Annotated in this window: 23 protein-coding genes; 9 read left to right on the forward strand and 14 right to left on the reverse strand. The window is 59.0% G+C overall.

Annotated elements, in window-relative coordinates:
• Positions 1-30: 30 nt before the first annotated feature.
• The gene (locus BLQ09_RS09070) at positions 31-1,140 is read right to left on the reverse strand and encodes an ABC transporter ATP-binding protein (protein WP_065926527.1); all 1,110 of its coding nucleotides are present in this window, start codon (positions 1,138-1,140) and stop codon (positions 31-33) included.
• On the reverse strand, positions 1,137-2,057 hold the full coding sequence (gene argF / locus BLQ09_RS09075; RefSeq protein WP_027604593.1) for an ornithine carbamoyltransferase: 921 nt from the start codon (positions 2,055-2,057) through the stop codon (positions 1,137-1,139). Before argF ends, BLQ09_RS09070 begins: the two co-directional genes overlap by 4 nt.
• A gap of 431 nt (positions 2,058-2,488) precedes the next feature.
• Here argF and BLQ09_RS09085 point away from each other — a divergent pair, with 431 nt between their 5' ends.
• Positions 2,489-4,597 (forward strand): molybdopterin oxidoreductase family protein, encoded by a 2,109-nt coding sequence (locus BLQ09_RS09085; protein WP_092356344.1) that lies wholly within the window; start codon positions 2,489-2,491, stop codon positions 4,595-4,597.
• Between the two features lie 86 nt (positions 4,598-4,683).
• Positions 4,684-5,022, forward strand: coding sequence for a Grx4 family monothiol glutaredoxin (gene grxD, locus BLQ09_RS09090; protein WP_027604591.1), 339 nt, complete (start codon positions 4,684-4,686; stop codon positions 5,020-5,022).
• Between the two features lie 71 nt (positions 5,023-5,093).
• Here the strand turns inward: grxD and bfr are convergent, their stop codons facing one another.
• Complete coding sequence (bfr, locus tag BLQ09_RS09095) at positions 5,094-5,564, reverse strand: bacterioferritin (protein ID WP_012722487.1); 471 nt, start codon at positions 5,562-5,564, stop codon at positions 5,094-5,096.
• 201 nt (positions 5,565-5,765) lie between these two features.
• Positions 5,766-5,984, reverse strand: a complete 219-nt coding sequence (locus tag BLQ09_RS09100; protein WP_074844072.1) for a bacterioferritin-associated ferredoxin — start codon at positions 5,982-5,984, stop codon at positions 5,766-5,768.
• Positions 5,985-6,228: 244 nt separating this feature from the next.
• Between BLQ09_RS09100 and BLQ09_RS09105 the strand changes: the two genes are divergently transcribed.
• A complete protein-coding gene (locus BLQ09_RS09105; protein WP_003172097.1) occupies positions 6,229-6,831 on the forward strand; it encodes a peroxiredoxin in 603 nt (200 codons plus the stop codon).
• A gap of 65 nt (positions 6,832-6,896) precedes the next feature.
• Here BLQ09_RS09105 and rnt read toward each other — a convergent pair whose 3' ends face one another.
• Positions 6,897-7,571: a ribonuclease T gene (gene rnt / locus BLQ09_RS09110; protein ID WP_027604590.1), complete on the reverse strand. Its 675-nt coding sequence runs from the start codon at positions 7,569-7,571 to the stop codon at positions 6,897-6,899.
• Positions 7,568-8,614: a dihydroorotase gene (pyrC, locus tag BLQ09_RS09115; protein WP_027604589.1), complete on the reverse strand. Its 1,047-nt coding sequence runs from the start codon at positions 8,612-8,614 to the stop codon at positions 7,568-7,570. Before pyrC ends, rnt begins: the two co-directional genes overlap by 4 nt.
• A gap of 156 nt (positions 8,615-8,770) precedes the next feature.
• On the opposite strand from pyrC, the gene BLQ09_RS09120 reads away from it, so the two are divergent.
• From BLQ09_RS09120 to BLQ09_RS09130, 3 genes are all read left to right on the forward strand, one after another.
• A complete protein-coding gene (locus tag BLQ09_RS09120) occupies positions 8,771-9,679 on the forward strand; it encodes a flagellar protein MotY (protein WP_092356347.1) in 909 nt (302 codons plus the stop codon).
• A gap of 129 nt (positions 9,680-9,808) precedes the next feature.
• Positions 9,809-11,026, forward strand: coding sequence for an argininosuccinate synthase (locus BLQ09_RS09125; protein ID WP_012722490.1), 1,218 nt, complete (start codon positions 9,809-9,811; stop codon positions 11,024-11,026).
• A 591-nt stretch (positions 11,027-11,617) separates the two neighbouring features.
• On the forward strand, positions 11,618-12,250 hold the full coding sequence (locus tag BLQ09_RS09130) for a response regulator transcription factor (RefSeq protein ID WP_027604587.1): 633 nt from the start codon (positions 11,618-11,620) through the stop codon (positions 12,248-12,250).
• 84 nt (positions 12,251-12,334) lie between these two features.
• Here BLQ09_RS09130 and BLQ09_RS09135 read toward each other — a convergent pair whose 3' ends face one another.
• From BLQ09_RS09135 to metG, 4 genes are all read right to left on the reverse strand, one after another.
• Positions 12,335-12,517 carry a PA3496 family putative envelope integrity protein gene (locus tag BLQ09_RS09135; protein WP_027604586.1) on the reverse strand — a complete coding sequence of 61 codons (183 nt, stop codon included), beginning with the start codon at positions 12,515-12,517 and terminating at the stop codon, positions 12,335-12,337.
• Positions 12,518-12,624: 107 nt separating this feature from the next.
• Positions 12,625-13,263: an endonuclease III gene (nth, locus tag BLQ09_RS09140; protein ID WP_027604585.1), complete on the reverse strand. Its 639-nt coding sequence runs from the start codon at positions 13,261-13,263 to the stop codon at positions 12,625-12,627.
• Positions 13,264-13,400: 137 nt separating this feature from the next.
• Positions 13,401-14,363 (reverse strand): electron transport complex subunit RsxB, encoded by a 963-nt coding sequence (rsxB, locus tag BLQ09_RS09145; protein ID WP_092356350.1) that lies wholly within the window; start codon positions 14,361-14,363, stop codon positions 13,401-13,403.
• 114 nt (positions 14,364-14,477) lie between these two features.
• Positions 14,478-16,529, reverse strand: a complete 2,052-nt coding sequence (gene metG, locus BLQ09_RS09150; protein WP_027604583.1) for a methionine--tRNA ligase — start codon at positions 16,527-16,529, stop codon at positions 14,478-14,480.
• 172 nt (positions 16,530-16,701) lie between these two features.
• Between metG and apbC the strand changes: the two genes are divergently transcribed.
• Positions 16,702-17,796, forward strand: coding sequence for an iron-sulfur cluster carrier protein ApbC (gene apbC, locus BLQ09_RS09155; RefSeq protein ID WP_027604582.1), 1,095 nt, complete (start codon positions 16,702-16,704; stop codon positions 17,794-17,796).
• A gap of 496 nt (positions 17,797-18,292) precedes the next feature.
• Here the strand turns inward: apbC and fdxA are convergent, their stop codons facing one another.
• From fdxA to BLQ09_RS09175, 4 genes are all read right to left on the reverse strand, one after another.
• Positions 18,293-18,616 carry a ferredoxin FdxA gene (fdxA, locus tag BLQ09_RS09160; protein WP_027604581.1) on the reverse strand — a complete coding sequence of 108 codons (324 nt, stop codon included), beginning with the start codon at positions 18,614-18,616 and terminating at the stop codon, positions 18,293-18,295.
• A gap of 142 nt (positions 18,617-18,758) precedes the next feature.
• A complete protein-coding gene (gene mutS / locus BLQ09_RS09165; protein WP_065926522.1) occupies positions 18,759-21,350 on the reverse strand; it encodes a DNA mismatch repair protein MutS in 2,592 nt (863 codons plus the stop codon).
• Between the two features lie 214 nt (positions 21,351-21,564).
• Positions 21,565-21,891, reverse strand: coding sequence for a DUF2388 domain-containing protein (locus BLQ09_RS09170; RefSeq protein WP_027604572.1), 327 nt, complete (start codon positions 21,889-21,891; stop codon positions 21,565-21,567).
• A gap of 135 nt (positions 21,892-22,026) precedes the next feature.
• Positions 22,027-22,242 carry a hypothetical protein gene (locus tag BLQ09_RS09175; protein WP_027604571.1) on the reverse strand — a complete coding sequence of 72 codons (216 nt, stop codon included), beginning with the start codon at positions 22,240-22,242 and terminating at the stop codon, positions 22,027-22,029.
• Between the two features lie 261 nt (positions 22,243-22,503).
• On the opposite strand from BLQ09_RS09175, the gene BLQ09_RS31230 reads away from it, so the two are divergent.
• Both BLQ09_RS31230 and BLQ09_RS09180 read left to right on the forward strand, forming a co-directional pair.
• The gene (locus BLQ09_RS31230; RefSeq protein WP_155954374.1) at positions 22,504-22,656 is read left to right on the forward strand and encodes a hypothetical protein; all 153 of its coding nucleotides are present in this window, start codon (positions 22,504-22,506) and stop codon (positions 22,654-22,656) included.
• An 80-nt stretch (positions 22,657-22,736) separates the two neighbouring features.
• On the forward strand, positions 22,737-23,480 hold the full coding sequence (locus tag BLQ09_RS09180) for a LexA family transcriptional regulator (protein ID WP_169899530.1): 744 nt from the start codon (positions 22,737-22,739) through the stop codon (positions 23,478-23,480).
• Positions 23,481-23,867: the final 387 nt, after the last annotated feature.

Here is a 23,867-nt window from a genome sequence, read left to right on the forward strand (position 1 = left end):
GCTTGCCCCTCCCACACGTTGATCATTGACTCAGCCAGCCGGGCTGTAGCGTCGTACGCCGGATTCGGCGTGAGGAACCTGCGCCGCGACGCTGCCTGAGGCCTGGAACAGCACCAGATGCTCAGCGGCCACGCGAATGCCCACTTGCGCGCCCACCTGATGGTCGGCATGGCTGGGGAAAATCGACTCCAACTGCGCACCGGTCGGCAGTTGCAGGCGGTACAGGGTCGACGCGCCGAGGAAGGTCTTGCCGACGATCCGAGCTTTCAAGGCGCTGTCCGGCGCGTAGACGATGTCGTCCGGGCGCAGCAAGACGTCCACCGCCCCCCCCGTAGGCCAGGTGTAGGCGCGGTTTCCGCGCAGGTCGCCGAGTTCGGTGTGGACGGACTCGGGCGAACTCAACTGGCCACGAATGAAATAACCCTGGCCGATAAAGCTGGCGACGTAAGGCGTCAGGGGTTCGTGATAGAGGTTGTAGGGGGTATCCCACTGCTCCAGGCGGCCTTCCTTGAACACCCCGACGTGATCGCTCACGGCGAATGCCTCTTCCTGGTCATGGGTGACCAGGATCGCACTGGTGCCCCGTGCCTTGAGGATGTCGCGCACCTCGTGGCTGAGCTTGCGCCGCAGTTCGCCGTCGAGGTTGGAGAACGGTTCGTCCAGCAGCAACAGCTGCGGCTCCGGCGCCAGGGCGCGGGCGAGGGCGACGCGTTGTTGCTGGCCGCCCGACAGTTCGTGGGGGAAACGCTTGCCCAGGTTCTTGAGGTTGACCAGCTCCAGCAGTTCGGCGACCACACGGTCTTTTTGCGGGTGTTTGCGAATGCCGAAGGCGATGTTGTCGGCCACGCTGAGATGGGGGAACAGCGCGTAGTCCTGGAACACCATGCCGATGCGACGTTTCTCCGGCGCCAGGGTAAAACCGGCGCTGGAGATCACTTCGCCCGCGAGGCTGATTTCGCCTTCGTGCACCGGCTCAAAACCGGCAATCGCGCGCAAGGTCGTGGTTTTGCCACAGCCCGAAGAACCCAGCAGGCAACCGATATCGCCCGCGTTGAGGTGCAGATTGAGGTTCTGCACCACCCGTTGATCCTGGTAACCGCATGCCAGATTGCGCAAGTTCAGCAGTAATGGCTGGCTCATGCGTGGTGGTACGCCGGTTCGACGAGGAATTCGAGCAGGGCTTTTTGCGCGTGCAGGCGGTTCTCGGCCTGGTCCCAGGCCACGGAGCGTGGGTCATCGAGCAGGTCGAGGCTGATTTCCTCACCCCGGTGGGCGGGCAGGCAGTGCATGAACAGCACGTCCGGCGCGGCCATGTCGAGCAGGGCGCGGGTCACCTGGAAGGGCGCGAACAGGGCCAGGCGCTTGGCGGTTTCGTCTTCCTGGCCCATGGAGGTCCAGACGTCGGTGCTGACCAGGTGGGCGCCGATCGCTGCATCCTTTGGATCGCGCAGGATCTGCACACGGCCATCGGCCTTGGCCAGGAACTCGGCGGCCGGTTCGAAGCCTTCCGGACAGGCGATGCGCAGGTGGAAGTCGAACTGAATCGCCGCTTCTATATAGCTGTTGCACATGTTGTTGCCGTCACCGATCCAGGCCACGGTCTTGCCCTGGATCGAGCCACGGTGCTCAAGGAAGGTCTGCATGTCGGCCAGCAACTGGCATGGGTGCAGGTCATCGGACAGGCCGTTGATTACCGGCACGCGCGAGTTGGCGGCGAATTCGGTCAGGGTGCTGTGGGCAAAGGTACGGATCATCACCGCATCGAGCATGCGCGACATGACGATCGCGCAGTCGCTGATCGGCTCGCCACGGCCCAGTTGGGTGTCACGCGGCGACAGGAAGATGGCCTGGCCACCCAGCTGGATCATGCCGGCTTCGAACGACAGGCGAGTGCGGGTCGACGACTTCTCGAAAATCATCCCGAGCACGCGGTTTTTCAAAGGCTCGAACAGTACGCCGCGGTTACGCAGGTCTTTAAGCTCAATGCCTCGACGGATCACGCTGACCAGCTCTTCGGGCGTGCAATCCATCAGGGAGAGAAAGTGCCTTGCGCTCATCATTAACTACCTTTTTGCAACAGACCGCAGATACTCAAAGCCTTGTTTATTGTGACAACGGGCGAGACCTGCGGCGAAAGCCGCACGGGGCGACGAAATAGGGGAAGGCGCGATATTGACATTAAATGTCGCGTCTTACCAATAGGGCTACGTTTTTAGGGGTGTTCAAGAAGGGCGCGAGAGCGCTTTTGAAGACGATTTCCTGACAGCAGCGGGCCATTTGTACACTGACGCCATCACCTTTTGCAATGCGCGGGGGCGGGCCTGGATCAGGCTGCGTCGGTTTCAGAGGTTGATGACAGGTTCTGTAACATTTGCTCATGTTTGCGCATGGCCTGGCCTGATGGCTATCGATTCACAGGACGAACGATGCTGGCGCCTGTCATGGTCACGGCCCATAGTCAGGCCAAAGCCCAATAAAGAGACTGGCCATGACCAAGACTCTCCACCACCGTGCCTGCCACCTGTGTGAAGCCATCTGTGGCCTGACCCTGGAAACCACCCAGGCCGAAGACGGCAGCCTGGCGATCACCTCGATCAAGGGCGACACGCTGGACAGCTTCAGTCGCGGCCATATCTGCCCCAAGGCCGTGGCGTTGCAGGACATCCAGAATGATCCTGACCGCCTGCACCAGCCCATGTTGCGGGTGGGCAGCGAATGGCAGCCAATCCCGTGGGATGAGGCGTTTGCCTTGGTCGCCGAGCGGCTGGCGGGCATCCAGGCGCGGCATGGGCAGAATGCAGTGGCGGTGTATCAGGGTAACCCCAGCGTGCACAACTATGGGCTGATGACCCACAGCAACTACTTCCTCGGCCAGCTCAAGACGCGCAACCGGTTTTCTGCCACCTCCGTAGACCAGTTGCCCCATCACCTCACCAGCCACCTCATGTACGGCCATGGCCTGTTGCTGCCGATTCCGGACATCGACCACACCGACTTCATGCTGATCCTGGGCGGCAACCCGCTGGCCTCCAACGGCAGCATCATGACCGTGCCTGATGTGGAGAAGCGTCTCAAGGCTATCCAGGCCCGGGGCGGCAAGGTGGTGGTGGTCGATCCTCGGCGCAGTGAGACAGCGGCGATCGCTGATCAGCATCTGTTCGTGCGGCCTGGCGGGGATGCGGCGTTGCTGTTCGGGGTACTCAACACACTGTTCACCGAGAACCTGATGCGTGACAGTCATTTGCCGGTAGAGGGCCTTGAGGAGGTGCGCCGTGCGATCCTCGGCTTTACCGCCGAAGCCATGAGCCGCCAGTGTGCCGTACCTGCCGGGCAGATTCGCCAGTTGGCACGGGATTTCGCTGCTGCGGATAAAGCGGTGTGCTACGGGCGCATGGGTGTGTCGACCCAGGCGTTCGGCACGCTGTGTCATTGGCTGGTGCAGTTGATCAACTTGGTCACGGGCAACCTCGACCGCGAGGGCGGCGCGTTATGCACCAGTCCGGCGCTGGATTTGGTCGCGTCCACCGGTGGCGGGCATTTCAATCGCTGGCAGAGCCGCGTGTCCGGGCGCCCGGAGTACGGCGGCGAGTTACCAGTGTCTGCATTGGCCGAAGAAATGCTCACCGGCGGCGAAGGACAGATCCGCGCGCTGGTGACGGTGGCGGGCAACCCGGTGCTGTCGACCCCCAATGGCCGCCAGTTGGAGCAGGCCCTGGACGGCTTGGAGTTCATGGTCAGCATCGACCTCTATATCAACGAGACCACGCGTTATGCCGATCTGATCCTGCCGTCCACTTCGGCGCTGGAGAACGACCACTACGACACCACGTTCAACATGTTCGCCGTGCGCAATGTCACCCGTTTCAATCGCGCGATCCTGCCCAAGCCTGAGGGGGCGTTGCATGACTGGGAGATTTTTGTCGGCCTGGCCACGGCATTCGCTGCGCACACCGGTATGGCGCTCAAGCCCACCATGCCGCCTGCGCAAATGATCGACTTCGGCCTGCGCGCCGGCGCTTATGGTGATGCGTCGAGCCATCAGTTGTCGGTGGCGAAGCTGGCGGATCATCCCCATGGCATGGACCTGGGGCCGCTCAAGCCAAATCTCACAGCGCGCTTGAAAACCGTGGATGGCAAGGTGCAGGCGGCACCGGCAGTGATTCTGGCGGATCTGGCGCGCTTTGCGGCGCAGCCGATGCCTGTGGCTGACGAGTTGCTGCTGATCGGCCGTCGCCATGTGCGCAGTAATAATTCCTGGATGCATAACTATCACCGGCTGGTGAAGGGCAAGCCTCGGCACCAGTTGCATATGCATCCCGACGACCTGGCCAGTCGCCAGTTGGCAGACGGCCAGCGGGTGCGCGTCAGTTCACGTATCGGCATGATCGAGGTGGAGGTGGTCGCCAGCCTGGACATGATGCCCGGCGTGGTCAGCCTGCCCCATGGTTGGGGCCACGCCCGTCCTGGCGTCCAGATGACCATCGCCAGCGAGCAACCGGGGGCGAGCGCGAATGACTTGACCGACGAGCGGCAATTGGATGAGTTATCGGGCAATGCGGCATTGAATGGCGTACCGGTCCAAGTCGCTGCCGCATAAGGAGCCCGAGCACCGCGTTGGAATTTTGCGTTACAATGCGCCACCGTGCCGACCTGTGAGTCGCAAAGTTCCAGCCGAGGTGTTCCATGGATATCATCGAAACGATCAAAGAGCAGATTGCCAACAACACCATTCTGCTTTACATGAAGGGCGCACCTAACGCTCCTCAGTGCGGTTTCTCCGCGAAGGCTTCCCAGGCTGTTATGCAGTGTGGCGAGAAGTTCGCTTACGTGGATATCCTGCAAAACCCGGAAATCCGCGCCAACCTGCCGAAGTACGCCAACTGGCCTACCTTCCCGCAACTGTGGGTAGCCGGCGAGCTGGTCGGCGGTAGCGATATCATCACCGAAATGGCAGCTGATGGTTCGTTGCAGGCGTTGATCAAAGATGCAGCGGCAAACGCGGCGGCCAAGACCGACGCTTGATTCGCCTGCAATAAAAAGCCCCGCTTCTCGTGAGAGAGCGGGGCTTTTTTGTACCTGAGAGAGCGACGGGATTATTCGCCCATCTGCGATTGCAGGTAGTTTTCCAGGCTGACTTTGTCGATCAGGCCCAGTTGGGTTTCCAGCCAGTCGATATGTTCTTCCTGGTCTTCAAGGATGTCTTCCAGCAGCTCGCGGCTGCCGAAGTCGCCCTTGGTCTCGCAATGTGCGATGGCGGCCTTGAGGTCGCTGTGGCTCTTGCGTTCAAAGCCCAGGTCGCTGCTGATCATTTCCTGGGTGTGCTCGCCGATGTTCAGCTTGCCCAGGTCCTGTACGTTCGGCAGGCCTTCGAGGAACAGGATGCGCTTGATCAGCGCGTCGGCGTCCTTCATGGCCTTGATGGATTCTTTGTATTCACGCTTGCCAAGCTTTTCCAGGCCCCAATCGTCGTACATGCGCGCATGCAGGAAGTACTGATTGATCGCGACCAGTTCATTGGCAAGGATTTTGTTGAGTTGCTGGATGACTGAGATGTCGCCTTTCATGACTGGGGTCCTGCCCTGTAGTAGCTGTGTATAAGGCGGAGTTTGAGCGGCGAAAACCCTAGTGTCAAACCTAAGTTATTGAATAATAAATGAAAATTAATCGGAATAAGAATGTTTGTGTTCCGCGTCTTAGCGCTAACTAATTGAATTACAGGCATAAAAAAACCGGACACTCGGTCCGGTTCTTCAAAACACGCCTATTCAAGCGTGTGTAAATTCTGCTGAGTAGGGAACAGCGGCCTGGGCTGTTTGCAGCTGCGTCAGGGTTTCCCGTACCACTTGCTTGGCGAGGCAAGCACATTTACCACATTGACTGGCAACGCCGGTGGTTTCACGCACTTCCTTGTAGCTGCAGCAACCTTCATAGATTGCTTCGCGGATTTGTCCGTCGGTGACGCCGGTACACAGGCACACATACATAAGGGAGAACCGTCGCGGGTTTAAGGCTTAAGTGCGATGGATCTTAATGTTAACGAGAATGATTGTCAAAGTAGATTCGTAGGGTATTGGCCTGCACCGCCCTCACGCTGACGAACGGTTTTTTCAGTGTATGATGGTCGGTCTTCACGAAGCGTGACTGCGTCACAGGGCTGTCGCTTGAATGCGGCAGACTCAAGGCCGGTCCTTTTACTTCAATCGTCACCCTTACATCAGGAGATACCCAATGAGCGTACTCGTCGGCAAACAAGCCCCGGATTTCGACGTACCTGCCGTGCTCGGCAATGGCGAAATCGTTGACAGCTTCAAACTGTCTGAAGCCATCAAAGGCAAATACGGCCTGGTGTTCTTCTACCCGCTGGACTTCACCTTCGTCTGCCCTTCGGAGCTGATCGCTCTGGACCACCGCATGGACGATTTCAAGGCACGTAACGTTGAAGTGGTTGCCGTTTCCATCGACTCCCATTTCACCCACAACGCCTGGCGCAACACGGCCATCAACGATGGCGGCATCGGCAAAGTCAAATACACCATGGCTGCCGACATGAAGCACGACATCGCCAAGGCCTATGACGTTGAATCCGAAGGCGGCGTGGCTTTCCGTGGCGCGTTCCTGATCGACGACAAGGGCGTTGTGCGCTCCCAGATCATCAACGACCTGCCGCTGGGCCGTAACATGGAAGAGCTGATCCGTCTGGTCGACGCCCTGCAATTCCACGAAGAGCACGGCGAAGTCTGCCCTGCCAACTGGAAAAAAGGCGACAAAGGCATGAACGCTTCGCCAGAAGGCGTTGCGGCTTACCTGACCGAGAACGCTGGCAAGCTGTAAGCCGGATTCGCGGGACAAAAAAACCGGCCTGAGAAGGCCGGTTTTTTTGTGCGCGGGATTTGACCTCAGTCGCCGAAGTCTTCCCAGCCGCCCATCTGCTTCCAGCGGTTGACGATGCCGCAGAACAGCTCGGCGGTCTTCTCGGTGTCGTAGCGGGCCGAGTGGGCTTCGCGACCGTCGAAGTCGATGCCGGCCGCCTGGCAGGCCTTGGCCAAGACGGTCTGGCCATAGGCCAGGCCAGCAAGGGTGGCGGTGTCGAAACTGGAGAACGGGTGGAACGGATTGCGCTTCATGTCCAGCCGCGTCACGGCGGCGTTGAGGAAGCCCAGGTCGAAGCTGCTGTTATGTCCGACCAGGATCGCGCGCTTGCAGCCGTTGGCCTTCAAGGCCTTGCGTACGCCACGGAAGATATCGGTGAGTGCCGCCTCTTCGCTGACGGCCATGCGCAAGGGGTGATCGAGCTTGATCCCGGTGAACTCCAGGGCTGCCGCTTCGATATTGGCACCTTCAAACGGCTCGACGCGGAAGAAGTGGGTGTGCTCCGGATACACAAAGCCCTGTTCGTCCATGCCGATAGTCGTTGCGGCGATTTCCAGCAGTGCATCGGTGGCGCAATTGAAGCCGCCGGTTTCTACGTCGACAACGACAGGCAGGTAGCCGCGGAAACGTTCGGCCATCGGATGGCGCGAACCACCACCGCCACCGTGTTCCTGGTCGTCATCGTAATGGTCTTCACTCACTTGCTTTCCTCCAGCAGGCGCCAGCGCAGTGTTTCACCGGCGCGCAGCGGGATAACGGTCAGCTCGCCAAATGGCAGGCTGGCGGGGGCGGTCCAGTCTTCACGGACCAGGGTGATACGGTCGGTATTCGCCGGCAGGCCGTAGAATCGCGGGCCATTGAGGCTGGCGAAACCTTCGAGTTTATCCAGGGCGTTGCGCTGTTCGAACGCTTCGGCATACAGCTCGATGGCGGCGAACGCGGTGTAGCAACCGGCACAACCGCATGCCGCTTCCTTGGCGTGCTGGGCGTGGGGCGCAGAGTCGGTGCCGAGGAAGAACTTCGGATTACCGCTGGTCGCGGCATCCAGCAAGGCAACCTGGTGGGTGTTGCGCTTGAGGATCGGCAGGCAATAGAAGTGCGGCCGAATCCCGCCCACCAGCATGTGGTTACGGTTGTACAGCAGGTGATGGGCGGTGATGGTTGCGCCGACGTTGGCCGAGGCCTCGGTGACGAACTGCACGGCATCGGCCGTGGTGATGTGCTCGAACACCACCTTGAGGGTCGGGAACAGCTCGACCACGCGGCGCATGTGCTCGTCGATGAAGATTTTCTCGCGATCGAACACGTCCACGTCGCCACGGGTGACTTCACCGTGGATCAGCAGCGGCATGCCGACTTCGGCCATGGCTTCGATGGCCGGCAGGATCTTGTCGATGCTGGTCACGCCGGAATCGGAGTTGGTGGTCGCGCCGGCCGGGTACAGCTTGGCGGCGTGCACGAAACCGCTGGCCTTGGCCTGGCGAATTTCTTCGGGCTGGGTACGGTCGGTGAGGTAGAGCACCATCAATGGTTCGAAGCGGCTGCCGGCCGGCCGTGCAGCGAGGATGCGCTGGCGATAGGCGTCGGCTTCGGCGGCGTTACGCACCGGTGGTACCAGGTTAGGCATGATGATGGCGCGGCCAAACGTACGCGCTACATCGGCCACGGTTTGGGGCAACGCAGCACCATCGCGAAGATGAATATGCCAGTCGTCGGGACGCAGCAGGGTCAGGCGGTCGGACATTGGGGATTCCAGGCGGGTCAATCTGGTGGGAATGCTACCGGAAAAGACTCTTGCAGGCACTCGCTATCAAGTTTTGCAGGATGCATCCGATAGCCTTTCGTATGCCTTATCGATGTATGACGCTTTGAAGTGTTGTAGAAACCAGTGGAGCCTCCCGTGCGCCAGCATTATCTAGCCCTGCTCAGTGTGTTCGCCAGCCTGCCTGCTATGGCCCTCACGTTCCAGACACGTCTGGAGAACATTGAGTGGAAGGTAGAGGGGGACAAGTTCGAGTGCCGCCTGAGCCAACCGATCACCGACTTCGGTTCGGGTGAGTTCGTGCGCCGGGCCGGCGAGCAGGCGACGTTTCGCCTTAAAGCCTATAACGGGTCGCTGGGCGCAGGGTCGGCCACCTTGTTGGCCGCCGCAGCCCCCTGGCAGCCCGGTCGGGGTGACATCAATCTCGGCGCCGTACGTGCCGGCAGCGGTGATGTGCTGTTCAACAGCTCTCAGGCCCAGGCCGGGCGTCTCTTCAACGGTTTGCTCGATGGACGCTCGCCCACGGTGCGGCACTATGGACGCGAGGGTGGCTATTCGGAGATTCGCCTGCTGCCGGTGAAATTCAACAAGGCCTACAGCGATTATCAGCTGTGCACCGCCAAGCTGCTGCCGATGAATTACGATCAGGTCAAGCAGACCGAAGTGGGCTTCCCCGGTGGCGGCATCGAGCTGGACGCTGCGGCAAAGCAGAAGCTGGCGGTGATTCTCGAATTCATGAAGGCGGACCCAACCGTCAACCATATCGAATTGAACGGCCACTCGGACAACAGCGGCAATCGCCTGAGCAACCGTGACGTTTCACGCCGTCGCGCGCTGGCTGTGATGGACTACTTCAAGGCCAACGGTATCCCGGAGTCCCAGATCACCCTGCGGTTCCATGGCGAAAGCTACCCCTTGGCGCCCAACACCACTGCCGCCAACCGGGCCCGTAACCGCCGTGTGAATATTCAGCTCGAACGCGTGGCTGCCCCTGAGAAACCGGCCCCCCAGGCCACGGGGCCGAGCAACCCGGCACACACCTCCTGACGTGCGACCATCGGTCGCTCGCTCGACATAATCTGTCGCTTTATCTTCATTTGCTGTCGCGCCCCTGTAAATCCACGGTTTTGATCGGTAGAATCGACGCCTTTCCGTACAACCCCGTGGAGTGATGGCATGGCCGACGTAAACAAGGTCGTTCTCGCGTATTCCGGCGGCCTGGACACTTCGGTGATCCTCAAGTGGCTGCAGGATACTTATAACTGTGAAGTGGTGACCTTCACCGCTGACCTGGGTCAGGGCGAAGAGGTCGAACCTGCACGTGCCAAGGCGCAAGCCATGGGCGTGAAAGAGATCTACATTGACGACCTGCGCGAAGAATTCGTCCGCGATTTCGTCTTCCCGATGTTTCGCGCCAACACCGTCTACGAAGGCGAGTACCTGCTGGGTACTTCCATCGCACGTCCGCTGATCGCCAAGCGCCTGATCGAAATCGCCAACGAAACCGGCGCTGATGCCATTTCCCATGGCGCCACCGGCAAGGGCAACGACCAGGTGCGTTTCGAACTGGGTGCCTACGCGCTCAAGCCCGGCGTAAAAGTGATTGCCCCGTGGCGTGAATGGGACCTGCTGTCCCGTGAAAAGCTGATGGATTACGCTGAAAAGCACGCGATCCCGATCGAGCGTCATGGCAAGAAAAAGTCCCCGTACTCGATGGACGCCAACCTGCTGCACATCTCCTATGAAGGCGGCGTGCTGGAAGACACCTGGACCGAGCACGAAGAAGACATGTGGAAATGGACCGTCTCCCCGGAGAACGCTCCAGACAAGCCGCAGTACCTGGAACTGACCTACCGTAATGGCGACATCGTCGCGCTGGACGGCGTGGAAATGACCCCGGCCACCGTATTGGCGACGCTGAACCGTATCGGTGGCGAACACGGCATCGGCCGCCTCGACATCGTCGAGAACCGCTACGTGGGCATGAAGTCCCGTGGTTGCTACGAAACCCCGGGCGGCACCATCATGCTGCGTGCCCACCGCGCCATCGAGTCCATCACCCTGGACCGTGAAGTGGCTCACCTCAAAGACGAGCTGATGCCCAAGTACGCCAGCCTGATCTATACCGGCTACTGGTGGAGCCCTGAGCGTCTGATGCTGCAACAGATGATCGATGCTTCCCAGGCCCACGTGAATGGCGTTGTGCGTCTGAAGTTGTACAAGGGCAATGTGATCGTTACCGGCCGTAAGTCGGATGACTCGCTGTTCGACGCCAACATCGCCACTTTCGAAGAAGATGGCGGTGCCTACAACCAGGCTGACGCAGCGGGCTTTATCAAGTTGAATGCATTGCGCATGCGCATTGCTGCCAACAAAGGTCGTTCGTTGTTCTGAGTGTCAAGCCGGTTGTAAAAATGGCCCCTTGTTCAAGGGGCCATTTTTTTTTTTCTTGAATTCTTGATTAAGTCCACTTTGTTTAAACTTGTTTAATCAGTGTTGTTGATTATTGGGGCACTGTTTTTTTTGTCGGGGGAATGTTTTTTATCATTTATGTAGGAACCAGTCTTACAGATAATTCACTCATGTAGGTGCGAGGAGTATGTAAGAAGCCAAAAATTCTGTAGGAAATAAGGATGTAAGTAAATATGTTAAATGGAACTGAAACTACCGATTTTTCTCTGCCGGCTCCGCTACCTGCAGTCGACAGGCAAGGGGCATTTCCTGATAGTTGCGTGCGGCACGTTTACCTTATCCCCTGGAGGGGCTGGAAATTTCACTCAAAATATGTGAGGTCCCGGAAAGTTCTGAAGGGCCCCATAAAACTGGAAACATCTGTATCGGTGTTTTTTTGTAGGGCGTTTCCTTTATCTCTGTGGGTTGGGTCTCTGCTTGCTGTTGCTCGGGGGGGAACGCTATGCCAACTAGGAAACGACTAGGCTATTGTGTTTGCTCTAAATAATTCGAACAGCGAAATTGGACTTTCTCATGAATAAAGTGCTGATCGTAGATGATCATCCCGTCATTCGTCTTGCTGTGCGTATGCTAATGGAGCGTCATGGTTATGAGGTCGTTGCAGAGACCAATAACGGTGTCGATGCGTTGCAACTTGCGCGGGAGCATATGCCGGACATTGTCATACTGGATATTGGGATTCCCAAGCTCGATGGCCTGGAAGTTATTTGCCGGCTTTCGTCTACCAAGCAGGCTGTCCCGTTCAAGGTACTGGTGCTCACCTCCCAGGCTCCAGGTCACTTTTCCATGCGTTGCATGCAGGCGGGCGCTGCGGGCTATGTGTGCAAGCAACAGGACCTGACCGAGTTGCTGAGTGCGATCAAGGCGGTGTTGTCGGGCTACAGCTATTTTCCAAACCAGGCACTCAACTCGGTACGCTCCACCATGGGTAATGCCAGTGAGGCCGATATGGTCGAGCGTCTGTCCGGCCGGGAAATGATGGTGTTGCAGCAATTGGCTCGGGGCAGGACCAACAAGGAGATTGCCGACGGTATGTTTCTCAGCAACAAGACCGTCAGCACCTACAAGACTCGTCTGCTGCTCAAGCTCAATGCCCGCTCTCTCGTGGACCTGATCGAGCTGGCCCAGCGTAACGGCTTGGTATAGGTGAGGGCACAGCACTGCGCATAGGCCGCACAACCGGCAGAAAAAAGCCTCCGACAGGGAGGCTTCCGGCCGTCGACCGCTTGATCAGAGGTCGAAGTCGTAGTCGGCCAGTTGTTTTTGCAAGCGTCGTTCTTCCAGAAGGTTGTCGATAGTACGGCGTTTGCTCAGATTGGTCTTGGCGACCTCTGCCACAGGTGCTTCCACGCCATCGTCCTCCGATTCAACGAGGTCGTCTTCCACATCCAACTGTTCTTTGTCAGTGCTCATAACGTTAACTCCGGAGTAAGACTGCCGTTGGCGCTCCTTATAACGATAATCCATGAATGGGTAAAAAAGATTTTTTCAATCGACTGATCGAGAAAACCAATGAACCCTCAATCGTCCGACGTCTTGTCCTTGTATTCGCACAGGTCTTCAATGCGGCAGCTGCCGCAGCGCGGCTTGCGGGCCTGGCAAACATAGCGTCCGTGCAGGATCAGCCAATGGTGGGAGTCAAGCAGGTACGGTTTGGGTACGAACTTCATGAGCTGCTTTTCCACTTCGACCACGTTCTTGCCGCGTGCTATGCCGGTTCGATTACTGACCCGAAAAATATGGGTATCCACGGCCATGGTGAGTTGCCTGAATGCAGTGTTGAGCACCACGTTGGCGGTTTTACGGCCCACCCCCGGCAGGGCTTCCAGTGCTTCGCGGGTTTCTGGCACTTCGCTATTGTGCCGTTCTATCAGCAAGCGGCAGGTCTCGATGACATTCTTGGCCTTGCTGTTGTAGAGGCCGATGGTCTTGATGTACTCCGACAGCCCGTCCACGCCCAGGGCGTAAATCGCCTCTGGCGTGTTGGCCACGGGATACAGCCTGGCCGTGGCCTTGTTGACGCCGACGTCCGTGGATTGGGCCGACAGGATCACCGCAATCAGTAACTCGAACGGCGAGGAGTAGGCCAGTTCGGTCTTGGGTTCCGGATTGTCTTCGTGAAGCCTGCGGAAAATTTCCAGGCGTTTTGCGGCGTTCATGAGGCGGAAGGTTCCTTTCGGGCAGTCAGCGTAGTGTTGAATAGTGGGTCCAGGCACGGAGTCCTGCGAGAAGGATAACCCGACGGTATCAATGTGGTGTCGGCGATGGACTGTAACAACCCCCCCAGGATTATCAGTCATGTGCCATGGGCGTCTACTTGGCGCTGCGCGTCATCGAGCTTGTGTTGCGCGTCGGCTAATTGTTGCGGATCCGCCTGTTGGTCCAGGGCTTTCTTCAACTCGGCCCGGCGCATCGCCAATCGGATTTTGGCTCGCTTGAGGTCGGCGTTGTTGACGGCAGGCAGCGGTGTCGCGGGTGCGTGATGCTGGCCCAGGGCTGCCAACGCCTGCTCCGCTGCCTCGAATTGCTGTTGCAGGGCGATCAGTTGGGATTGTTGTTCAAAGGTCGGCGGGTGCCCAAAAGCCTGCAAGGATTTGTGCAATTGGGCGCGGCTCATGGCCACATTGATCTTGGCTTTTTTCACCTCCGCATCCTGGGCGGCCCGCGCTGCGTCAAATGGCAAAGGGGGAGTTGGTGCTGAGCGCTGAGGCCGCGCCACACGTTGGGCAGTCCTGTGCTCTTCTTCCCGTTGCAGGCGTGCATTGCGTTGTTCAAAGCGTTGCCGGGCACGGTCGCGCTTGAAATTTCGTTCACGGCGTTCGTTTTCGTTCGCTGCCAGGCCGCCGATGATCGGCAGCCCTGTGACCGCTGGGCGCAACTCAATGCAGTCGACGGGGCAGGGCGCGACGCACAGGTCGCAACCGGTGCACTCATCGACGATGACGGTGTGCATCAACTTGGCGGCGCCGACAATCGCGTCCACCGGGCAGGCCTGGATGCATTTGGTGCAGCCGATGCACTCGGCCTCGCGGATGTAGGCGACCTGGGCCGGGGCGTCCCCACGGCTGGTATCCAGCTCCAGAATGGGTACACGCAGTAATAGCGCGAGGCCGGTGATCGTCTCCTGTCCTCCGGGTGGGCATTTGTTGATTGCCTCGCCCCGGGCGATACCCTCGGCGTAAGGCTTGCAGCCCGGGTGCCCACACTTGCCGCATTGTGTCTGCGGCAGCAGTGCGTCGATACGTTGAATCAGATTCATGGAGTGATCATTGGCGTGCCGGTTGAACAAACAGGGTTTGATTATCCGGCAAGCGAGAAGGGGGGACTAGTTGAAAAGCCCCGTCGCCGAAACGACAGGGCTGTTTTGCGGCGCTTACTTGATACGTTGACCCGGCTTGGCGCCGCTGTCAGGGCTCAGCAGGTAGATCTCTTCGCCGCCGGGACCGGCCGCCATCACCATGCCTTCGGAGATACCGAACTTCATTTTCCGCGGCTTGAGGTTGGCAATCATCATGGTCAGACGACCATTGAGCTTGGACGGGTCCGGATAGGCGCTCTTGATTCCGGAGAACACGTTGCGTTGTTCGTCACCAATATCCAGGGTCAGGCGCAGCAGTTTGTCGGCCCCTTCCACGGCTTCGGCCTTGATGATCAGCGCCACGCGCAGGTCCACGGCAGCAAAGGCGTCAAAGTCGATTTCCGGGGAAAGCGGGTCCTTGGCCAGCTCGCCGTTACCGGCCGGTTTCGATTCGCCGGTATCGGTCTGGCTGGCGGCCAGGTCTTCTTTCGAGGCGTCGGTCATTGCCTGGACCTTGACCGGATCGATGCGGGTCATCAGAGGCTTGAATTCATTCAACTGATGGTTGCTGAGCAACGTGGCGTGGTCGTTCCAGGTGAGCGGGGCGACATTGAGGAACGCCTCGGCGTCGGCGGCCAGCAATGGCAGCACGGGCTTGAGGAAGATCACCAGCTGGCGGAACAGGTTGACGCCGGTGGCGCAGATCGCCTGGACCTCAGCCTGCTTGCCTTCCTGCTTGTTCAGCGACCAGGGGGCCTTGTCGGCAATCCAGGCGTTGGCGCGGTCGGCCAGGCCCATGATCTCGCGCATGGCACGGGCAAAGTCACGGGCTTCATAGGCGTCGGCGATGCTTGGCGCGGCAGCCAGGAACGCGTCGGTCAGTTCCGGCGCGGCGTTCTCGGCCACCAGCAGGCCGGCGTTGCCCTTGTGGATAAAACCGGCGCAGCGGCTGGCGATGTTGACCACCTTGCCCACCAGGTCTGAGTTGACCTTCTGGACGAAGTCTTCCAGGTTCAGGTCCAGGTCGTCGACGCCACGACCCAGCTTGGAGGCGTAGTAGTAGCGCAGGTATTCCGGCGACAGGTGGTCCAGGTAGGTGCGTGCCTTGATAAAGGTGCCACGGGACTTGGACATCTTCTGGCCGTTGACCGTCAGGTAGCCGTGTACCGCGATGCCGGTGGGCTTGCGGTAGCCCGAACCTTCGAGCATGGCTGGCCAGAACAGGGCGTGGAAGTTGACGATGTCCTTGCCGATGAAGTGGTACAGCTCGGCGGTGGAGTCCTTGCCCCAGAACGCATCGAAGTCCAGCTCCGGCGTACGGTCGCAGAGGTTCTTGAAACTGGCCATGTAGCCGATCGGTGCGTCCAGCCATACATAGAAGTATTTGCCGGGCTCGCCTGGGATCTCGAAGCCGAAGTACGGCGCATCGCGGGAGATGTCCCACTGTTGCAGGCCTGCATCCAGCCATTCGGCGATCTTGTTGGCCACGGCGTCCTGCAGGGTGCCGCTGCGGGTCCAGGTTTGCAGCATCTGCTGGAAATCCGGGAGCTTGAAGAAGAAGTGCTGGGAGTCCTTGAGTACCGGGATGGCGCCGGAGATCGCCGAGCGCGGGTTCTTCAGGTCAGTCGGTGCGTAGGTGGCACCGCATTTTTCGCAGTTGTCGCCGTACTGGTCTTCAGTGCCGCATTTCGGGCAGGTGCCCTTGATGAAGCGGTCGGCCAGGAACATTTTCTTTTCCGGGTCGAAATACTGCGTGATCGAGCGCGTGGCGATGTGCCCGGCGTCCTTCAAGCGCAGGTAGATCTGGCTCGACAGCTCGCGGTTTTCGGCGGAGTGGGTCGAGTGGAAGTTGTCGAAATCCACCAGGAACTCGGCAAAGTCGGCGCTGTGTTCAGCCTGCACATTGGCGATCAGCTGTTCCGGGGTGATGCCTTCCTTTTCGGCGCGCAGCATGATGGCCGAACCGTGGGCGTCGTCCGCGCAGACATAGATGCATTGATTGCCGCGATGCTTCTGGAAGCGCACCCACATATCGGTCTGGATGTACTCAAGCATATGGCCAAGATGGATGGAACCATTGGCATAGGGCAGGGCGCTGGTGACGAGGATCTTGCGTGGCTCGGACATGGGGCTCGGCTACTTGATGAAACGGAGGTCGGCCACTATAAAGCGCCGGGAAATTTATTTCACCCCGTGGTGCTGTTTCAGAATCTTCCGCACCTGCGAAAGCATGCCGTAACGCGGCTGGAACGGTTAGGATAGCCGCCTGTTTCAGTCAGTCTTTTTTCGGGAGTTGCCCATGAGCGCCGTCAATCGCGCAGCGGTGGAAGCCGTTCTTCGCCAGTACACCGACCCCTATTTGAACCAGGATCCGGTCAGCGCCGGCTGTGTACGTGCCATCGAGGTCCAGGGTGACCAGGTCTCGGTCCAACTGGAGTTGGGTTATGCCGCCGGCCTGTTCAAGAGCGGTTGGGCGCAGATGCTGCAAATGGCCATCGAGGGCCTCGACGGCGTGCGTGCCGCCAAGGTCGACATCCAGTGCGTGATCGCCCCGCACAAGGCCCAGGCGCAGATCCCGGGCCTGGCCAACGTCAAGAACGTGGTGGCAGTCGCTTCCGGCAAGGGCGGCGTGGGCAAATCCACCACCGCAGCCAACCTGGCCCTGGCCCTGGCCCGTGAAGGCGCGCGCGTGGGTATTCTCGACGCCGATATCTACGGCCCGAGCCAGGGCGTGATGTTCGGCATCGCCGAAGGCACGCGGCCGAAGGTCAAGGACCAGAAGTGGTTCGTGCCGATCGAGTCCATGGGCGTGGAGGTCATGTCCATGGCGTTCCTGACCGATGACAACACGCCGATGGTGTGGCGCGGGCCGATGGTCTCCGGCGCGTTGCTGCAGTTGGTCACCCAGACCGCCTGGGGCGACCTGGATTACCTGGTGATCGACATGCCGCCAGGCACCGGCGATATCCAGCTGACCCTGGCACAGAAAGTCCCGGTGGCGGGCTCGGTGATCGTGACCACGCCCCAGGACCTGGCCTTGCTGGACGCCAGGAAGGGCGTGGAGATGTTCCGCAAGGTCAACATTCCGGTGTTGGGTGTGGTGGAAAACATGGCGGTGCACATCTGCTCCAACTGCGGCCACGCAGAGCATCTGTTTGGTGAAGGCGGTGGCGAGAAGCTGGCGACCCAGTACGGCGTTGAACTACTGGCCTCGTTGCCATTGTCGATGGGCATTCGTGAACAGGCCGACGGCGGCAAGCCCACCGTAGCGGCAGAGCCCGATGGCCAGATCGCCATGATCTACCAGGAATTGGCTCGCCATGTGGGCGCACGGATCGTCCTGCAGGAAGCGGCGGCCCCGGCAATGCCGACCATTACCGTCAGCGACGACTGAACTCGCTGAAGGACAAGAAGCCTCGACTTGTCGGGGCTTTTTCTTGCCTGGAGATCGGTCAATGGGGTTCTTTTACGCTTTTACGCAATGGCGCGCGTAAGCATTCGCTTACTTTCTCGTAAGTGTTTGGTTTTTTTGCTGGGTGTGTGCGTCTCGAATCTTTGAAGGAGTTTTCTATCTATTTGAAAGATAACAATTAATTATCTTTGTCTGGGGGCTGGAGCCTGTCAGTGCCCGGTTTGGATCCCGTTGAACTTCCCTTGGAACTCTCTAACATCAGCCCTGTGTCCACGGATTGACACAGCCATCAAGGAACGATGGTTGAAGGAACGTCGCAGGATGCGATTCATCAGGATGATGAAAAGGAACACAGGGACTAGGGAAAAAATGTGGGCGGGTCATACCGCCCCTTTTTTCGTCTATAGAAAAGTGAATGCGTTCCCCTGAGCGCAAAAAAGGCCCTTGAAGGGCCTTTTTTTGTTGGGCAGCGGCGCTTTTAGCGCTCTAGTTGCTCAATCTTGTTGGGTTTGCCATCCCATTCGGCGGCATCCGGCAACGAGTCTTTCTTCTCGGTGATGTTTGGCCAGATTTCAGCCAATTCAACGTTCAACTGAATGAACTGTTCCATGCCCGCCGGGACTTCGTCCTCGGAGAAAATGGCGACGGCCGGGCATTCAGGTTCACACAGGGCGCAGTCAATGCACTCGTCCGGGTGGATGACCAGGAAGTTCGGGCCTTCGTAGAAGCAGTCCACCGGACACACTTCTACGCAGTCGGTGTACTTGCACTTGATGCAGTTGTCGGTGACGACGAAGGTCATTTCTAATTCTCTCCTCAGGCGGCGGCAGCGAAACCCTTTGTGGTAGGGCTCGCGAGGTTCGGGAGCGATAGTCTGCAGGCCAGGCTAAGAGCCAGCAGCATCCCAAACCGCGCGAGAGTCTATCAGCTTGCAAGCGCGAGCGTTATATCCGAGTCTTCAGTGCATATAACATTTCCAGCGCTTTTCGCGGCGTCAAGTCGTCCAGGTCAAGCTTTGCCAACTCATCCAGCACCGGATGGGGCAGGCTGGCGAACATATCGCTTTGGTGCGGCGCAGCAGGTTTGCGGCTGGCCTTGGCAGGGCTAGCTACCACGGTTTCGTGGGGCAGGGCCGTGGTTTCCAGGCGGCTGAGGTGCTCGCGGGCTCGGGTGATCACGTCGTTCGGCACGCCGGCCAATTGCGCCACGGCCAGGCCGTAACTCTGGCTGGCCGGCCCTGGCAGCACGTGGTGCAGGAATACGATGCGCTCGTTGTGCTCGGTGGCATTCAGGTGCACGTTGGCCACCAGCGGCTCGCTTTCCGGCAGCACCGTCAGTTCGAAGTAGTGGGTGGCAAATAGCGTATAGGCACGCAGATGCGCCAACCGCTCGGCCGCCGCCCACGCCAGGGACAGGCCGTCAAACGTACTGGTGCCGCGACCCACTTCGTCCATCAGCACCAGGCTGCGCTCGGTGGCGTTGTGCAGGATATTGGCGGTCTCGCTCATTTCCACCATAAAGGTCGAACGGCCACCGGCCAGGTCATCGCTGGAGCCGATCCGGGTGAAGATACGATCCACCAGGGACAGCTCGCAACTGGCTGCCGGCACAAAACTGCCGATATGCGCCAGTAGTACGATCAACGCGGTTTGACGCATATAGGTGGATTTACCACCCATGTTCGGACCGGTGATCACCAACATGCGCGTATCGTCGTCCAGCGACAGGTCGTTGGCGACGAAGGGCGTGGTCAGCACCTGTTCCACCACCGGGTGGCGCCCCTGCACGATGCGCATGCACGGCTCACTGACAAACCGCGGGCAGTTCAGGTCGAGATTCAGCGCCCGTTCGGCGAGGTTGCTCAGCACATCCAGCTCCGCCAGGGCGGCGGCGGTGTCCTGCAGCGGCGCCAACTGGCTGATCAAGTCTTCCAGCAACGCCTCGTAGAGCATCTTTTCCCGGGCCAGGGCACGGCTCTTGGCCGACAGCGCCTTGTCTTCAAACTCTTTCAGCTCCGGGGTGATAAAACGCTCGGCTCCCTTGAGTGTCTGGCGGCGTTGATAGTCGATGGGGGCCGACTCGGCCTGCTTGCTCGGCAACTCGATAAAGTAGCCGTGCACGCGGTTGTAGCCCACTTTCAGGTTGGCCAGGCCAGTGCGGGCTTTTTCGCGGGCTTCCAGGTCGATCAGGAACTGCCCGGCGTTTTCGCTCAGGGACTGCAGTTCGTCCAGTTCGCTGTCGTAGCCGGTCTTGAGTACGCCGCCGTCACGGATGATCGCCGGCGGGTTGTCGATAATGGCCTTTTCCAGCAGCGCTGCCAGTTCCGGGTAGGTACCGGCCGTTACGGCGAGCTGTTGCAGGTGCGGCGTATCCAGTTCGGTCATTGCCACTTGCAGTTGCGGCAGGGCGCTGAGGGCATCGCGCAGACGCGCCAGGTCACGGGGCCGCGCATTGCGCAGGCCGATCCGCGCTAGGATGCGCTCGATGTCGCCGATTTCCTTCAGCTGCGGCTGCAGCTTTTCAAAGCGGTAGCCGTCCAGCAGGCAGGTAATCGACGTCTGGCGCGCCTGGAGCACCGTCAAATCCCGCAACGGACGGTTCAACCAGCGGGTCAGCAGACGGCTGCCCATGGCGGTTTGGCAGCGGTCGACCACCGATTGCAGGGTGTTATCGCGCCCGCCGGACAGGTTGGTGTCCAGTTCCAGGTTGCGACGGCTCGCACCATCGAGCACCACGGTGTCGTCCAGGCGCTCGTGGCGCAGGCTGCGCAAATGCGGCAGGGCGGTGCGTTGGGTTTCCTTGGCATAGCTGAGCAGGCAACCCGCAGCGCCGATGGCCAGGGTCAGGGTTTCGCAACCGAAGCCTTTAAGGTCCTGCACCGAGAACTGCTGGCATAGACTTTTCAGTGCCGAGTCACGCTCGAAATCCCACGGCGCGCGACGCTTGGTCCCACGGCGTTTTTCCGCAGGCAGATCCTTCGGCCAATCATCCGGGATCAACAACTCCACCGGGTTGATGCGCTCCAGCTCCGCCAGCAGGTTTTCCCAGCCCTTGATCTCCAGCACGCTGAAATTGCCGCTGGTGATATCCAGTACCGAAAGCCCGAACAAGCGCTCATCGCCCAGCACCGCGGCGATCAGGTTATCGCGACGCTCATCCAGCAGCGCCTCATCGCTCACCGTCCCCGGCGTAATAATGCGCACCACCTGGCGTTCCACCGGGCCCTTGCTGGTGGCCGGATCGCCGATCTGCTCGCAGATCACCACCGATTCGCCCAGCTTCACCAGCTTGACCAGGTAACCCTCCAGCGAGTGATAAGGGATCCCGCACATCGGAATCGACTGCCCCGCCGACTGCCCGCGCGCGGTCAAGGTGATGTCCAGCAACTTGGCGGCCTTCTTCGCGTCTTCATAGAAGATCTCGTAGAAGTCGCCCATGCGATAGAACATCAATTGATCAGGGTGCTGGTTTTTCAGGCGCCAGTACTGCTGCATCATCGGGGTGTGAGAGGACAGATCGGACGTGTTTTTACTCATTGGATAATAGGCAAATTCGTTGAAAGGAGTGGGGCAAAGGTGGGGCACTCGGCCCTGCTGATTTTGCAATGGCCGCAAGGTTAACACGCGAGGTCGGCCCTTCGCAGGTCGCAAACGGATAGGTAAAACGCAAAGTGGGATGGCGCATTTGTTTAAATGCGCAACGCTTCTGCAGGGACGTGTCGCTGTTGGCACGCAGCCGAAAATACCTCCCTCAGTACGATGAGGCGATCGCCTTGGCCAGTTGCATGTCGGACATAAGAGGCGAGGCGTAGGTCGAGCGATAGTACCGAGATGCCTGTTCGAACTCAGCACCGCGGATCTCGCCGTCCGAACCGATAAAGGCCAGGGCATCGGTTTTGGACGATGTGAAAAGCTTTGGCGCATCGGTCGTGAGAGCGCTGGCTCCCCCAATCAGGATGGTGGGCACGAACGTCGTGTACATCAGCGCTTTATCGAAAGGGTTGGCGTTTTCTGCGGCCACTGCTGGGGCGCCGATCAATACCATGACAGCGATTGCCAGAGTCTTCCATGAGTCCATTCTTCGAAGCTTCCATTTCTATAAGAGGGGGGCACGATAGCAGAGCTGGTCACTTTGCAGATATAAGGCGCCGTCGGCACTGGGGCGGGTTGCCATGCTTGACGGGGTGGTTTTTAACGCTGTGCTCTCGACTCATCAGTTCGCCCCATAGAAATGGTTCAGCACTATCAATTCAATCACCGCGACGAAACAGCACAGCACAATGAACCCGGGGCTGAAGACCCGCTTGCGATTAGAGCCCCAGCCGCCCAGCGAACTGAAGTCTGCGCCGTCGGAGATCAACATTAGGAGCGCCAGCACGGCGTATATCCACGCCTTGCCCCAGAAGCTCTGATTTCTCCATTCGGTCATTCGTGGTCTTCCGCATACCGCTTTAAATTGAGGTGAATGGGCGTTGGCGGCAAGGTTAGCACGCAAGGTTGGGGGCTTCGCAGGTCATGAACGGATAGATAGAACGTAAATAAAAGTGCGGGCGACCCTTTTTGTCCCTTAGCCCATCCTGATCAACGCTTCATTGCGTTGCACTGAGTGCGCAAATCGCTATTGCTAATGTTTTCGCAGCTGGAGCCACTTTGCTGGGCGTTGCAGTAGGCTCGTTGGTCAGAGTCGCTGATGCTGGTGCAACTTGCCGCAAAGGTGTACCCACTGAACATCAACAAAATGGCAAGCACGAGTTTCATTGTTTTCTTCCTTGGCTCGCCAGGAATCAGCCTGGCGCTGTTTGAGCGCATCGCATCAAGTACCGCGGTGATCATGCCAAATTGACATTATTTTGCCCGGAAGTTCCGCTGATGTGCATGGAATATGCAAATTAGCATTTGCCAACCCCAAAAACTCCCGTCACTATCGCCGCTATGCAAAAACGCAACGTTTCTATCGTCTTAAGAGAACTGCTGGACCGCGACCGGATCTCCCCCACGGAGCTTCACCGGCGTACTGGCGTGCCTCAATCCACGTTGTCCCGGATTCTCAGCGGCAAGATCGTTGATCCGTCGGATAAACACATCTCGCGCATCGCCGAGTACTTCCGCGTCAGCACCGATCAACTGCGCGGGCGCGCGGCGGTGGGGGCTTTGCGCGATGACGGGCGCGACCCGATGCATTCGGAACTCAAGGATATAAGCCTGTGGGACGATGACACCCCCGTTAATGATGACGAGGTGTCGATCCCCTTTCTGCGCGAGGTTGAATTGGCTGCTGGATCAGGAAGATTCGTCATCGAGGAAAGCGAGAAGGCCAGCCTGCGTTTTGGAAAGCGCAGCCTGCGGCATAACGGTGTGCAGTTCGACCAGGCCAAGTGTGTAACGGTGCGCGGCAACAGTATGTTGCCGGTACTGCGCGACGGCGCGACGGTCGGCGTAAATGCTGGCAAAAGTGGCATCGGCGACATCGTCGATGGCGACTTGTATGCCATCAATCACAATGGCCAGCTGCGGGTTAAACAGCTCTATCGCCTGCCTTCCGGGATTCGCCTGCGCAGTTTCAATCGCGATGAACACCCGGATGAGGACTACAGCTTCCAGGATATCCAGGATGAGCAGATCAGCATCCTTGGGCATGTGTTCTGGTGGGGTATGTACGCCCGTTGACCTCCTTGCGTAAGAGAGAGCCCGCCATCGAGCGGGCTTTTTTTCGTCTGTAGAAAATCGCCAAGCCCTTTGCCCGCAAGGTCGAAAATGCATTTGTGCATGAGTTGGCTGAAAATAAATGCACTAGCGCATTGACTGTGTATGCATACATGCATATCCTTCATCTCAAGCCAGCCAATAAGGTGGTGGAGGCGGCAAGGATGCTGCCAAGGAAGACAAGGAAGGCACGCAACATCGGCAGGGACGCCATCAGAGCGATGGCAGGGACGCCAGCCAACACCGGCAAGGATGCCGACGCTCTTTAGTGACACCGCTTCAGCAACAGGCAGCGATGAACCGGCCTTAACGGTTCAGAGGGTTGGCAACTGACCCGGGTGTGCAGCGTAA

The sequence above is a fragment of the Pseudomonas sp. NFACC25 genome (assembly GCF_900100935.1).
Lineage (GTDB): Bacteria > Pseudomonadota > Gammaproteobacteria > Pseudomonadales > Pseudomonadaceae > Aquipseudomonas > Aquipseudomonas marginalis.